Source organism: Allobranchiibius sp. GilTou73 (assembly GCF_021391335.1).
Taxonomy (GTDB): Bacteria; Actinomycetota; Actinomycetes; order Actinomycetales; family Dermatophilaceae; genus Allobranchiibius; species Allobranchiibius huperziae.
Map to the genome: position 1 here is coordinate 822,833 of NZ_CP090051.1, position 12,672 is coordinate 835,504.

Annotated in this window: 15 protein-coding genes and 1 pseudogene; 8 read left to right on the forward strand and 8 right to left on the reverse strand. The window is 68.3% G+C overall.

The features are described from left to right. Positions 1–234: 234 nt before the first annotated feature. Together dnaN and dnaA are read right to left on the reverse strand one after the other, a co-directional pair. Positions 235–1,365: a DNA polymerase III subunit beta gene (gene dnaN / locus LVQ62_RS04055; protein WP_233765447.1), complete on the reverse strand. Its 1,131-nt coding sequence runs from the start codon at positions 1,363–1,365 to the stop codon at positions 235–237. A gap of 631 nt (positions 1,366–1,996) precedes the next feature. Next, positions 1,997–3,433, reverse strand: a complete 1,437-nt coding sequence (dnaA, locus tag LVQ62_RS04060; RefSeq protein ID WP_255696515.1) for a chromosomal replication initiator protein DnaA — start codon at positions 3,431–3,433, stop codon at positions 1,997–1,999. A gap of 522 nt (positions 3,434–3,955) precedes the next feature. On the opposite strand from dnaA, the gene rpmH reads away from it, so the two are divergent. After that, positions 3,956–4,093, forward strand: coding sequence for a 50S ribosomal protein L34 (rpmH, locus tag LVQ62_RS04065; RefSeq protein ID WP_179483390.1), 138 nt, complete (start codon positions 3,956–3,958; stop codon positions 4,091–4,093). 6 nt (positions 4,094–4,099) lie between these two features. Here rpmH and LVQ62_RS17465 read toward each other — a convergent pair whose 3' ends face one another. Then, the gene (locus tag LVQ62_RS17465; protein WP_255696565.1) at positions 4,100–4,222 is read right to left on the reverse strand and encodes a hypothetical protein; all 123 of its coding nucleotides are present in this window, start codon (positions 4,220–4,222) and stop codon (positions 4,100–4,102) included. Between LVQ62_RS17465 and LVQ62_RS04070 the strand changes: the two genes are divergently transcribed. The 7 genes and pseudogenes from LVQ62_RS04070 to LVQ62_RS04100 all read left to right on the forward strand — a co-directional run bounded on the left by LVQ62_RS04070 (position 4,169) and on the right by LVQ62_RS04100 (position 9,603). Then, entirely contained in the window at positions 4,169–4,483 is a 315-nt protein-coding gene (locus LVQ62_RS04070) for a ribonuclease P protein component (RefSeq protein ID WP_233767640.1), read from the forward strand. The two genes, LVQ62_RS17465 and LVQ62_RS04070, sit on opposite strands and share 54 nt — an antisense overlap. Beyond that, on the forward strand, positions 4,480–4,746 hold the full coding sequence (gene yidD / locus LVQ62_RS04075) for a membrane protein insertion efficiency factor YidD (RefSeq protein ID WP_179483388.1): 267 nt from the start codon (positions 4,480–4,482) through the stop codon (positions 4,744–4,746). Before LVQ62_RS04070 ends, yidD begins: the two co-directional genes overlap by 4 nt. 47 nt (positions 4,747–4,793) lie before the next feature. After that, on the forward strand, positions 4,794–5,921 hold the full coding sequence (gene yidC, locus LVQ62_RS04080; RefSeq protein ID WP_233765453.1) for a membrane protein insertase YidC: 1,128 nt from the start codon (positions 4,794–4,796) through the stop codon (positions 5,919–5,921). Between the two features lie 46 nt (positions 5,922–5,967). Continuing rightward, a complete protein-coding gene (locus LVQ62_RS04085) occupies positions 5,968–6,540 on the forward strand; it encodes a R3H domain-containing nucleic acid-binding protein (protein WP_233765455.1) in 573 nt (190 codons plus the stop codon). 14 nt (positions 6,541–6,554) lie between these two features. Then, on the forward strand, positions 6,555–7,304 hold the full coding sequence (rsmG, locus tag LVQ62_RS04090; protein WP_233765464.1) for a 16S rRNA (guanine(527)-N(7))-methyltransferase RsmG: 750 nt from the start codon (positions 6,555–6,557) through the stop codon (positions 7,302–7,304). Positions 7,305–7,527: 223 nt separating this feature from the next. Beyond that, positions 7,528–8,537, forward strand: a pseudogene (locus tag LVQ62_RS04095) (ParA family protein). Between the two features lie 4 nt (positions 8,538–8,541). Continuing rightward, positions 8,542–9,603: a ParB/RepB/Spo0J family partition protein gene (locus LVQ62_RS04100; protein ID WP_233765466.1), complete on the forward strand. Its 1,062-nt coding sequence runs from the start codon at positions 8,542–8,544 to the stop codon at positions 9,601–9,603. A gap of 88 nt (positions 9,604–9,691) precedes the next feature. Here the strand turns inward: LVQ62_RS04100 and trxA are convergent, their stop codons facing one another. From trxA to LVQ62_RS04125, 5 genes are all read right to left on the reverse strand, one after another. Continuing rightward, positions 9,692–10,015, reverse strand: coding sequence for a thioredoxin (gene trxA / locus LVQ62_RS04105; RefSeq protein WP_179483383.1), 324 nt, complete (start codon positions 10,013–10,015; stop codon positions 9,692–9,694). 103 nt (positions 10,016–10,118) lie between these two features. Beyond that, the gene (trxB, locus tag LVQ62_RS04110; RefSeq protein ID WP_233765467.1) at positions 10,119–11,117 is read right to left on the reverse strand and encodes a thioredoxin-disulfide reductase; all 999 of its coding nucleotides are present in this window, start codon (positions 11,115–11,117) and stop codon (positions 10,119–10,121) included. A gap of 65 nt (positions 11,118–11,182) precedes the next feature. After that, positions 11,183–11,410, reverse strand: a complete 228-nt coding sequence (locus LVQ62_RS04115) for a TetR-like C-terminal domain-containing protein (protein WP_255696547.1) — start codon at positions 11,408–11,410, stop codon at positions 11,183–11,185. Between the two features lie 24 nt (positions 11,411–11,434). Further along, complete coding sequence (locus tag LVQ62_RS04120; RefSeq protein ID WP_233765471.1) at positions 11,435–11,767, reverse strand: hypothetical protein; 333 nt, start codon at positions 11,765–11,767, stop codon at positions 11,435–11,437. Between the two features lie 101 nt (positions 11,768–11,868). Then, complete coding sequence (locus LVQ62_RS04125) at positions 11,869–12,624, reverse strand: hypothetical protein (RefSeq protein WP_233765473.1); 756 nt, start codon at positions 12,622–12,624, stop codon at positions 11,869–11,871. Between the last annotated feature and the right edge of the window lie 48 nt (positions 12,625–12,672).

Genomic DNA, 12,672 nt, shown 5'->3' on the forward strand with positions numbered 1-12,672 from the left:
GTACTCGCAGGATCCGCGAGCCGATCTCGGGCCCGACGCTACTCCCGCTCGGTTGTCAGCGTCCTACCGGCGCAGATGCCACTGATCCGCTGACAATCGCGGATTCAGCTGCGCTCGCTCACAACCTGCGCTGCGCACGGGCTAGCTCGTTGTTCCTTCGTTCGCGAGCCGCGACCGTACTCCGCTGCGGCCGCGTGCTCGCTGCGCTCGCTCACAACCTGCGCTGCGCACGGTCTAGCTCGCGAAGCGCACCGGCATCAGCACGTAGCGGTAGCTCTCGTCAGCGTCGCCGTCCGCCTCGGCCTGCCCCGACAGCACCGCGGGCCGGCTGGGCTGGGTGAAGGACATCCGCGCGTACGACGTGCCGATGGCTCCCAGGCCGTCGAGCAGGAACTGCGGGTTGAAGGCGATCTCCAGCTCCGGGCCCTGCAGGTTGCACTCCACGGCCTCGCTGGCCTGGGCGTCGTCGCCCTGACCGGCCTCGATGCCGACCTGGCCCTCGCTGAAGCGCAGCCGTACGGCGGCGTTGCGCTCGGCCACCAGCGCCACGCGCTTGACGGCTTCGGTCAGCGTGGCGGTGTTGAGCACCGCGACGGTGTCCACGCTCGTCGGGAAGATGGCGGTGACCTTCGGGTACTCCCCGTCCAGCAGTCGGCTGGTGCTGCGGCGTCGACCGGCCTCGAACCCCACGAGGCCCTCACCGCCTGCCGCGTGACCGAGGGCGATGCCGACCGTGCCGGACGCGCCGAGGGCACGAGCGGTGTCCGACAGCGTGCGCGCGGGGATCAGCGCGACGTGCGAGGCGTCCGCGGTGCTGGGGTTCCAGGTCAGCTCGCGCAGGGCCAGCCGGTAGCGGTCGGTGGCCAACAGGCTCAGCTTGTCGCCCTCGATCTCCATCCGGACACCGGTCAGGATCGGTAGGGTGTCGCCGCGGTCGGCCGCGATGGAGACCTGCGCGACCGCCTGGGTGAAGACGTCGCCCTGCACCGAACCGCTGGGCTCCGGAGAGATCGGCAGCGTGGGGTAGTCCGCAGTGGGCATCTGCTGCAGCGCAAACCGGCTGGACCCGCAGGAGACCGTCAGCTTGGACCCGTCGACGGCCAGCGAGACCGGCTTGGCCGGCAGCGACCGGGAGATCTCCGACAGCAGCCGGCCCATCACCAGGGTCTCGCCGGGCTCGTCGACCTGAGCGGGAACGGTGACCTTGGCCGAGACCTCGTAGTCGAAGGCGCTCAGCGTGAGCGAGTCCTCGGCGGCTTCCAGCAGCACACCGGCCAGGACCGGTACCGGCGGGCGGGTGGACAGGCCGCGTACGGCCCAGGTGACCGCTTCGGCCAGCACATCGCGTTCGACCTGGAGCTTCACGACACGGACCGTCCTCAGTAGCTGCTCGTTCGGGTGCAGGGATGCGTCGACGGCGCTCGCTTCGGGCAGCGGTCGTCTGGCGCAGACCGACCCTAGTCGGCAGGGACCCGCCCGCCAACCGAAGCGGTCCATCGATGTTGTTCGGTCCGGGTCCCGTGGCTCTTGTCGTTCTCCCCAGCTGTCGGGGCGCAACAGGATCTCCAGAAATCGTTAGTCGTCGTAGTAGCGGTTGTGGATGCTGTGGAGAACGACAGGAAATCGCCGGAACGAGCGGCAACCGGGTCGCTGGGGGCTGTGGACCGGTTGGGGGTGGTGGATGTGGATGAACAGGAGGTCCGGTGGACGGTCGGGCGCTGTTCACACGTCGTACACCGACGGGGCCTTGCAGAGAGGGCGTGATCCACCGTTTGGCGTCGTTTTCCCCAGGGAATTGTGGATGGACGGGTGCGAGGCGGAGGTGACGCGGCGTGTTGCGCGGAACGGCGCTACCCACAGACTTATCCACAGGGTGGGGACAACGGGGTGGGGAACATCGACTCCGGACCGCACTTCAGGTGATGTAGGTCACATCTGAGGGGTCGAGAAACATAGTTATCCCCAGAAAACGGTGGACAACCGTGTGGACGGAGCGTCAGGTGGCGCGGCGGATCTGAAGGGTCAGTTCACTGATCTGGTCGTACAGGTGACGCCGGTCACCCATCTGCTGACGGATCTTACGGTCCGCGTGCATCACCGTGGTGTGATCGCGCCCACCGAATTGTTGACCAATTTTCGGCAGCGACAGATCGGTCAGTTCACGGCACAGATACATGGCGATCTGCCGGGCGTTCACCAGGGTGCGACTGCGGGACGAGCCGCACAGATCGTCGACGGTGAGGTCGAAGTACGCCGCCGTCTTGGTCATGATCGTGGAGACCCCGATCTGGCCGGGGTTGGCGCTCGGCATCAGGTCCTTCAGGACATGCGTCGCTAGCTCCATGGTGATCTCCTGGGCCGACACCGACGCGTACGCCGTGACGCGGATCAGCGCGCCCTCGAGCTCGCGGATGTTGCTCGGCACCCTGCTGGCGATCAGGCTCAGCACCTCGTCGGGGATGCCCATCTTGTCCGCGATGGCCTTCTTGCGAAGGATCGCGATACGCGTCTCGAGGTCCGGCGGCTTCACATCGGTGGTGAGGCCCCACTCGAACCGGGACCGCATCCGGTCCTCCAGCCCGCTCAGCAGCTTCGGCGGCTGGTCACTGGTGAGCACGATCTGCTTCTCGCCGTTGTGCAGCGAGTTGAAGGTGTGGAAGAACTCCTCCTGGGTGCTCTCCTTGCCCTGCAGGAACTGCACGTCGTCGATGAGCAGCACGTCGACGTCGTCGCGGTAGCGCTTCTGGAAGCGGCTGGCGTTGTCGTCGCGGATGGAGTTGATGAAGTCGTTGGTGAACTCCTCGGAGTTCACGTAGAGCACCCGCATCTGCGGGTAGTAGCTGCGCACGTAGTGACCCACCGCGTGCAGCAGGTGGGTCTTGCCCAGTCCGGAGTCGCCGTAGATGAACAGCGGGTTGTACGAGCGCGCCGGCGTCTCGGCGACCGCTTGGGCCGCGGCGCAGGCGAACCTGTTGCCGGCACCGATGACGAAGGTGTCGAAGGTGTACTTCGGGTTCAGTCGCGGGTCGTTGGTCGCCGCACCGCCGCGGGCGCTGGTCGAGACCGGACCACGGGCCGGCGGCGCCGGCGGCTTCTCCATCGGCGCGGGCTTCTCCACGATGTCGATCGGGAAGAGTTCGCCGGCCTCGGCGCTCTGGTCGGGCGGCTGCAGGGACTCATCGACGGTCACCGCCAGCGTCACGGTCTGGGACAGCTGCTCGCTGAGCGCCGCGGACACCGAGTCGATCAGGTCCGACTCGACGATGCGTTTGGTGTGTTCGAAGGGCACCGCGAGTACGGCGGTCTCACCGACGACGCCGATCAGGCGGGCCAGGCGCAGGTAGCCCCGGTCGCGCTGGGCGATGCCGGAATCCTCGAGCGTCATCAGGGTGGAGTGCCAGACGAAGGCGAGATCGTGGTCCGATTCGCTCACGGTCGTCGTACTCCTCGCTGCCTGGTCAGCTCATGATGGTCACCGTCGAACAGGTGCCCAATAGGTCGCTGTCGAATGTCTGCGAGGAGCGTACCGGCCGTCATCCACAGGGTTCTCCACAGGCTGTGAATAATTTCCCCCATTCGAAGCAGACCTGACCGTAACAACCAGGACCCCCCACGGCAACCTCGCGGACGGTTTCTGTTCAGCAGCGTGCGGCGTGTCGGCTGGAACGGCGGCTCTGGAACAGGTTTGCTGGATCGTTTGCGGGCGGCGGTGGCGAAGATACCGTCCGCGAGCGTGCCGAGTTTGACCACTGTCCCCGGCCGCCCGTAGAGTTTTGGTCGTCTCGTGCCCTGTGAGCATGGACGGTGAGTCGAGAACCGGCAGGTGCGTCTTCGCGCACGTCGCCCGGGGATCGGCGCTTCGTGGTGGCCGCAGTCGACACTGGAGACCACCTGACCAGGCACCATCTCGAACCATCTGGGTCACCACGACCCAGGCATCCGACCGGAGTGACACGTGAGCAAGCGCACCTTCCAGCCGAACACCCGTCGACGGGCCAAGACCCACGGCTTCCGCCTGCGGATGCGGACGCGCGCCGGCCGCTCCATCATCGCCTCGCGCCGCCGTAAGGGCCGCGAGCGCCTCTCCGCCTGAGTCCGATCACATCGAACCCCGCATCCCGTGCTGCCGGCAGCGCACCGCCTGCGCCGCCCGGCGCAGTTCCGGGCCGTGCTCCGCGGTCGCGGAGCGGGGCGCAGCGGGGGTGACCTGCTGGTGGTCCATGCAGCACACGTCTCCCGCCCCGCGGACGGCTCGGCCGTCCCGAGGGTGGGTTTCGTCGTTTCCAAGGCCGTCGGCAACGCCGTGGTCCGCACTCGCACCAAGCGGGTCCTGCGGCACGTCGTCGCGGCGGAGCTCGGCGCCGTCCCCGCTGACGTGGATCTCGTCGTACGCGCCAACCCGCCGCTCGCCGGTGCACCCACCCCGCGTGTGCGCGAGGATCTGCGGCGCCAGCTGCATCAGGCGTTGTCGCGGCTGCGATGAGCACCCTCAACCGCTGGCTGGCCGCGCCGCTCGTCCTGCTGGTGCGGCTCTACCAGCGGTGGATCTCCCCACTCTTCCCGCCGTCGTGCCGGTTCACGCCGTCCTGCTCGGCGTACGCGGTCACCGCCCTCACCCGGTTCGGGCCCTTCAAGGGCAGTTGGCTGACCGCGCGCCGGCTGCTGCGGTGCCACCCGTGGAACCCCGGCGGAGTCGACCACGTTCCACCGGCGAAGGTGTCCGGCGACGTGCACCACGCGGCGTGACCGCCCCCTCATCCTGATCAGCTCACCCGAGAAGCACCGAGGACACCATGATTGACACCCTGCTCTTCCCGCTCGAGTGGTTCGTCGCCCTCGTGATGGTGGGCTTCCACAACGGTCTGAGCAAGATCGGCATGAACCCCACCTCCGGGTGGACATGGGCGTTCTCGGTGGTCGGCCTGGTCATTGTCCTGCGGGTCCTGCTGATCCCGCTCTTCGTCAAGCAGATCAAGACCTCGCGCCGGATGCAGCTCATCCAGCCGGAGATCCAGGCGATCCAGAAGAAGTACAAGGGCAAGAAGGACGCCGAGTCCCGTCAGAAGATGACGGAAGAGACGATGGAGCTCTACAAGCGGACGGGCACCAACCCGTTCAGCTCCTGTATGCCGATCCTGCTCCAGGCACCGTTCTTCTTCGCTCTCTTCCGGGTGCTCAACAACCTGGGCAAGATCGGCGACGGGCGCCACAAGTCGATTGGTCTGATGACCCACGCCGCGGCGCGTCAGGCGGAGCAGTCGACCCTCTTCGGCGCGAAGCTGTCGGACACCTTCCTGGGCAGCCACTCGTTGGCCGCGAAGGTCCTCACGATGGGCCTCATCGTGCTGATGTCGGCCACGATGTTCATCACCCAGCGTCAGCTGATGCAGAAGAACATGCCGGCTGCGGCCTTGGACAACCCGATGGCCAAGCAGCAGAAAATCATCATGTACGTGATGCCGCTGTTCTTCTTCGTCACCGGCCCGAACTTCCCCATCGGTGTCCTGATCTACTGGCTGACCACCAACCTGTGGACCATGGGACAGCAGTTCTACGTGATCCGGCGGATGCCCGCACCCGGCTCCGCGGCCGAGAAGGCCTTGGAAGAACGTCGTCGCGCCAAGGGCAAGCCGATGCCCGGTGCGGCCGTGAGTCTGGACAAGGCGGCCGCAGTCGCCGCCGCGGAAGCGCCCGCCGAGGGCGAGGATGCCGCTAAGCCCAAGGTGAGCGGGCAGCGGGTGCAGCCGAAGAAGGGCAAGCGTCGCCCGACCCCTTCCACCGGGCAGCCCACCGACGTCTCCTCGAACGGCATGTCCGGCGGATCCACGACCGCGGTGTCGACGTCCGGGGACACCAAGATCACCACGACCACTGCGAAGAACGTCGCGCCTCCGCGCGCCAAGACCAAGCGCAAACGGTGATGCCGACCGTTCGCACCCACCGGCAGACACAGAATCTGGAGCTCTCATGACGCAGGACACCGACCAGTCCGAGCAGGTCGACGAACGAGTGGACACAGAGGGGACGGAGGGGACTGCGTCGCAGGCTGCGCAGCCGGCCGCCGACCGCTCCTCGGGGCTGGACCGCGAAGGTGAGATCGCGGCCGACTTCCTCGAGACGTTGCTCGACATCGCCGACCTCGACGGTGACATCGATGTGGACGTCGATGGGGACCGCGCCGCCGTCGCGATCGTGGACTCCGAAGAGGGCCGCGTTCCGCGCCGCCTCGTCGGGCAGGACGGCAAGGTCCTCGAGGCTCTGCAGGAGCTGACCCGGTTGGCGGTGCAGGCTGAGACCGGTGAGCGCAGCCGCCTGATGCTGGATGTCGCCGGCCACCGCGCCGCGCGCCGCGAGGAGCTGACGCGGATCGCCGACGATGCAGCGGAGGCAGCGAAGGAGACCGGTGAGCGGCAGTCGTTGGAGCCGATGAGCGCTTTCGAGCGCAAGGTCGTGCACGACGCCGTGCTCGCGGCCGGGCTGGGCTCGGAGTCCGAGGGCGTCGAGCCCCGGCGGTACGTCGTCGTCCTGCCGCAGCGGTAGTTCCTCGGTTTCACGTGGAACACCACGACTCCACGACCCTGCCTGAACCGCCCGCCGCAGCCGCCACCGTCTTCGGTGATCGACTGGGTCGGGCGCTGGCATACGCCGAACTGCTGGCGACCACGGGTGTCGATCATGGATTGATCGGCCCCCGCGAGGTGCCCCGCCTGTGGGAACGTCACCTGCTCAACTGCGCCGTCGTGGCAGATCTGATCCCGCTGGATGCTCAGGTGGCCGACGTCGGGTCCGGCGCCGGCCTGCCCGGCCTGGTCTTGGCGATCGTCCGTCCGGACCTGCGGGTGACGCTGGTCGAGCCGTTGCAGCGACGGGTGACCTGGCTGGACACCGCCGTCGAGCAACTGTGCCTGGGCAACGTGCAGGTACGGCGCGCACGGGCGCAGAACGCCACCGATCTGGCCGTCGACGTCGTCTGTTCACGTGCGGTCGCCCGGTTGTCCCAACTCGTCGGGTGGAGCCTGCCTCTGCTGCGCGACGGGGGCACCATGCTCGCCCTCAAGGGAGCGTCCGCGATTGAGGAGCTGCAGGACGCCGAGCGGGTATTGAGACAGGCCGGGGTCGTCTCACACGAAGTCGTAGAGTGCGGGGTCGGTCTGATCGAACCACCGACCACCGTGGTCCGCATCCTGGCCGGCCGTCGACGGACTCCGCAGTCCGCACAGGAGACGAAGGCCAAGTCCGTTGCCCCGGCAGCGAAGAAGTCCGAGCGGTCCGCAAGAGCACGGAGCGCGAAGTCCAAGGGCTGACGTCGGCCCCGCCACCACCAGCATCACGAGGAGCGACCCGGTGACATCCCGAGGCCCCGGACATCCCGCAGCCGCAGGAAACCCGCATGCCGCAGAGACGCCCACCGGCTGGCCCGGTCGCGATCGCGAAATACAGCATGACCTGCTGGAGGTATCTGTCGGCCGCCCCGCTCCCACGGGGTGGATCGCTGTCGACGACAGGGTGCGACCTTCCCCGGCCGAGATGGCCGAGGGCAACGATGTCGCTCCCGTTTCACCTGAAACGGAGATCGTGACGGACGGCGCAGCGCCTGTTTCACGTGAAACACCGGCCCCGGCGCCGGAACCCGCGCCGATCTCCCTACCGGCCGGACTGGCCGACACTCCGATCGCTGCGGCAATAGCGGATGCGACGAGGCGACGAGCCGCGGTGCAGACCGTCGAGGTGCGTCGCCCCGCGAAACCACGCATCCTGACCGTGGCGAATCAGAAGGGGGCGTCGGCAAGACCACCACGACCGTGAACATTGCCGCGGCGCTGGCACAGTCCGGGCTGCGGGTGCTGGTCATCGACATCGATCCGCAGGGCAACGCCTCGACCGCCCTGGGAGTGGACCACCACACCGAGGTGCCCAGCATCTACGACTCGGTGGTCGACGACCTGCCGCTGCAGGAGGTCATCCACCCGTGCCCCGACATCACCAATCTGTGGTGTGTGCCGGCCACCATCGATCTGGCGGGCGCGGAGATCGAACTGGTCACCATGGTTTCACGTGAAACACGCCTCAAACGGGCGCTGGCGGCATATTTCGAGCAGACCGACCCGGACGAGGCCTTCGATTACATCCTCATCGACTGCCCACCCAGCCTGGGTTTGCTCACGGTCAACGCGTTCGTCGCGGCCGGTGAGGTGTTCATCCCGATCCAGTCCGAGTACTACGCGCTCGAGGGCCTATCGCAGCTGCTGCACAACATCGAACTGATCAAGGCGCACCTGAACCCGGGCCTGCAGGTCAGCACCATCCTGCTCACCATGTACGACGCGCGCACCCGCCTGTCGGCGCAGGTCGCCGACGAGGTGCGCGAGCACTTCCCGGATCAGGTACTGAAAGCGTGCATTCCCCGCTCGGTCCGTATCTCGGAGGCGCCGAGTCATGGTCAGACCGTGATGACCTACGAGCCGTCGTCGTCCGGCGCGTTGTCCTACCTGGAGGCTGCCAAGGAATTGGCTGGTCGGGCCGCCGGGTACCGTTGACCCCATGACCGACAAGCGACGCGGGCTCGGCCGCGGACTCGGCGCACTGATCCCCGCGGCACCCGTCGGTGAGCCCCAGCAGCGCCCCTCGGATGTATTCTTCCCGTCCGCTCAGCAGGAGGTGGCGCGGCGCGCCGCCGCCGAAGGTTTCACGGGAAACATCGCCGTTGCAGATCCGCCGGCCGCTCAACGGGACACGGAATCCTCTGAGCTACGGCCCGTGCCCGGCGCGCAGTTCGCCCAGTTGGACGTCGCGGACATCGCACCCAACGCTCGCCAGCCACGGCAGGTCTTCGACGACGATGACCTGGCCGAGCTGACCCACAGCATCGCCGAGATCGGGGTGCTGCAGCCCATCGTGGTGCGCGAGGTGCCCGCAGCGCCCGACGCGGATGCGGCGGACGAGGCGCCTGCTCACACCTACGAGCTGATCATGGGCGAACGCCGGCTGCGCGCCAGCAGGGCCGCCGGCAGGACCACCATCCCGGCGATCGTGCGCAGTACGGCCGATGATGACATGTTGCGCGACGCGCTGCTGGAGAACCTGCACCGCGCGCAGTTGAACCCTCTGGAGGAGGCAGCCGCCTACCAGCAGCTGCTCGACGACTTCTCCTGTACACACGACCAACTCGCTACCCGGATCGGCCGGTCGCGCCCGCAGATCTCCAACACCATCCGCCTCCTGCGCCTGCCGCCTCTCGTCGCGCGCCGCGTGGCGGCGGGTGTGCTGAGCGCGGGGCATGCCCGTGCCCTGCTTGCATTGCCGGATGCGGCTGCGATGGAACGCCTCGCTCAGCGGATCGTGGCGGAAGGGCTGTCGGTGCGCTCCACCGAGGAGATCATCGCGGTCGGGCAGGAGCCGGAGAAGGTCACCCGCGCGACGCCGACGATGGGCGCCCACCACCCCGCGTTGGATCAGATCGCTGCCACGCTGTCCGATCGCCTGGACACCCGGGTGGGGATCAGCCTGGGCAAGCGCAAGGGCAGGATGACCGTGGAGTTCGCGAGCGTGCAGGACCTGCAGCGGATCGTCGACACGCTCGGTATCCAACTCGCCGACGACTGACCCTCCGCCTCCGCGGATGTCCGCGACAACGAGAACGGCCGCCCCACCAATTGGTGGGGCGGCCGTTTCACGTGAAACGTGATGGATCTCAGCCGAGGTAGGGCTCGAGTTCGCGCAGCAGCTTCGGCTTCGGCAGGGCGCCGACCAGCGACTTCACGACCTCGCCATTGACGTAGACGTTCAGCGTCGGGATGCCGGTGATGCCGTACTTGGCGGCGATCTGCGGGTTCTCGTCGGTATTGAGCTTGACCACGTCGATCTTGTCGGCGTTGGCGGCGGCCACCTCTTCGAGGATCGGTGCGACGGCCTTGCACGGTCCGCACCAGGGAGCCCAGAAGTCGACGAGGACGGGCTTGGAGTTCTGCAGGACATCGGCCTCGAACGAGGCGTCGTTGGTTTCCTTGGTGCTCATGCGGTCAGCCTTTCAGATGGGTGTGACAGGTGGTCGGCGGTGCAGGTCGGGCGGGTCTGCCCGACCTGCACGCTCGGACGAGTTACGTTGCAGGACAACGGAATCAGTCAGCGGTGACGAGTTCGGTGGCGTCCTGGCGCTGCGGGACATCGTGCGCGGGCGACTGCTCGAGGTCGGCCAGGAAGCGCTCGGCGTCCAGGCTCGCCGCGCACCCGGATCCGGCGGCGGTGATGGCCTGGCGGTAGGTGTGATCGACCAGGTCGCCGCACGCGAAGACACCCTCGACGTTCGTGCTGGTCGAACCCGGCGCCACCGTGACGTAGCCCTCGGCGTCGGTCGCCACCGTGCCGAGGATCAACTCGTTGCGCGGCAGGTGCCCGATCGCGACGAAGACCCCGGTGGCCTCCAGCTCGCGCTCGGTGCCGTCCACGGTGTCGCGCAGCGTGATCGAGGAGACCTTGCCGTCACCGTGGATCGCGGCGACCTCGCTGTTCCAGGCGAACCGGATCTTGGGGTTGGCGTGCGCCCGGTCGGCCATGATCCGCGAGGCCCGCAGTGCATCGCGGCGGTGCACCAGGGTGACCGTGCGGGCGAAGCGGGTCAGGAAGGTCGCCTCCTCGATGGCCGAATCGCCGCCGCCGACGACCACGATGTCCTGCTCGCGGAAGAACGCGCCGTCGCAGGTCGCGCACCAGGAGACGCCCCGGCCGGACAAGCGCTGTTCCTCGGGCAGTCCGAGCTCGCGGTACGCCGATCCCATGGCGAGGATGACCGCGTGCGCCCGGTGCGTGTTGCCCTCACCGTCGGTGACGGACTTCACCGGTCCGCTCAGGTCCATGGACAGAACGTCGTCGCGGATCAGTTCCGCGCCGAAGCGCTCGGCCTGGGCGCGCATGTGCTCCATCAGGTCCGGGCCCATCACGCCTTCGGGGAAGCCCGGGAAGTTCTCCACCTCGGTGGTGTTCATCAGCGCGCCGCCTGCCGTGACCGACCCCTCGAACACCAAGGGTGCGAGGTTGGCGCGGGCGGCGTAGATCGCGGCTGTGTATCCGGCGGGTCCGGAGCCGACGATGATGAGGTTGCGGACGGTGTCAGCAGTCACGGGAGGACCTGCTCCTAACGCATGCGGAGGCGCCCGGGAACGGGCGTCATGGAGTGGAACAGATCCTAGATGAGCCTTGTTCCCGCGCCCGTGGCGTCCACCCGGCGACCTTCGCGGGCCCCCCGTCCGGGCTCGTGTCGCTCATCGTGCTGGCGCAGTCGGCCGATCGCGTCGTCGATCTCGCAGCGGTAGAGCCGCTCTGCGTCCAGGCCCATCTGCGCGTACGCGCCCTCGATCTCCAGGCTGATGATGCCGTGCGCGCGCGACCAGAGCTGCACGGCCAGCGCGAGCAGGGCGGGGTCGGAGGCGGCGTTGCCTCAGGGGTCGTCGCCTGCGCGGTCTGCTGCCCATGCCGTGAGCTCGCGCCCGAGCGTGGCGTCGACGCGCGGCAGGCGTGCGTCGGGCTCGCGCAGATCGGCGATGGCCCGCAGCCGAGCGGTCGTCGAGCGGTCGGAGGCCGGCACGATGCGGTCCGGGTCGAGACCGCCCGTGCCGTACGTGCTGCGCGACGATTCAGCCTCCCGCGCCCCGTCGCCGTCGTCTGCGTGACCCTGGGCGTCTTCAGACGGGTGGCCGCCGTCGCCACCGCGGGCTGGGCGCCGCTCGGACTCGCCGAGCGCCTGTCCATCTACCCGTTCCTGCTCTACCAAGTGCTCCTCGGCGGGTGGCTGCTGAGGACCCCTGCCCGTCCACCCCCTGATCCACGTCCTGAGAGATCTCCTCACCCACGAAAGAGAGCACCATGTGCTCCTCAGGTGGCGACCGTGGCGGGTCCGGCCAGGGGCTTGGACCCGCTGGTGCAGCTGCGGCTCACCACCCACGCGGTGCTCTTGCCGGACTTGGTGAGTACGACGACGACGGCCGGCGTCCCGTTGTAACGCGCCAGGTCGACGGTGATGTGGTCCGGGTCGGCGGCCAGCGCCGACCCCAGCGACCCCAGGCAGGCCACGACGCCCTGGGAGGTGGCCATCGCGCCGTACTCCTGCGCCACCTGCGGCGGCACCGAGGTCGTGCTGGGGCTCGCCAGCAACGACGCAGCCTGGGTCGGCAGCGCGGCGCTGGTGTAGTTCTGACCGGTCTCCCCCAGGGAGACGCGGCCGGCCAGTGATGCCGCGGGCGACGGTGCTTGGGCCACCGGAGCACTCTGGTGGCGCAGCCCGGCGTACCCGACGGCGCCACCGCCCACGATCACCGCGGCCGCCGCGGCGACGCCGAGGGCACGCCAGCCGCGACCTCGCCGGCGGCGGGCATCCAGGTCGACGACGTCGGCGTGACTGCGCGGCGCGGGCTGTTCAGCGGGTGCGGCGGTGACCGGACTGCCGAGGCGCGCGGTCGGTGCATCGGAGGCGGCCCGTGCCCGCTGCTCCTGCGCGAGGGCAGCCTCGATCCGGAACGTCAGGTCGTCCGGCATCCGTCCCGGCCCCGGCACGGCCGCCAGCAGATCGCGAATCCTCTGATCCTCGCCCTCGTCGGTCGGTTCGATGCCGGAGGAAGGTGGGTCGGTCATTCGATTCCTCCACTCCTGGTCACCGGTACGACGGCGTCCGGCTCCGAT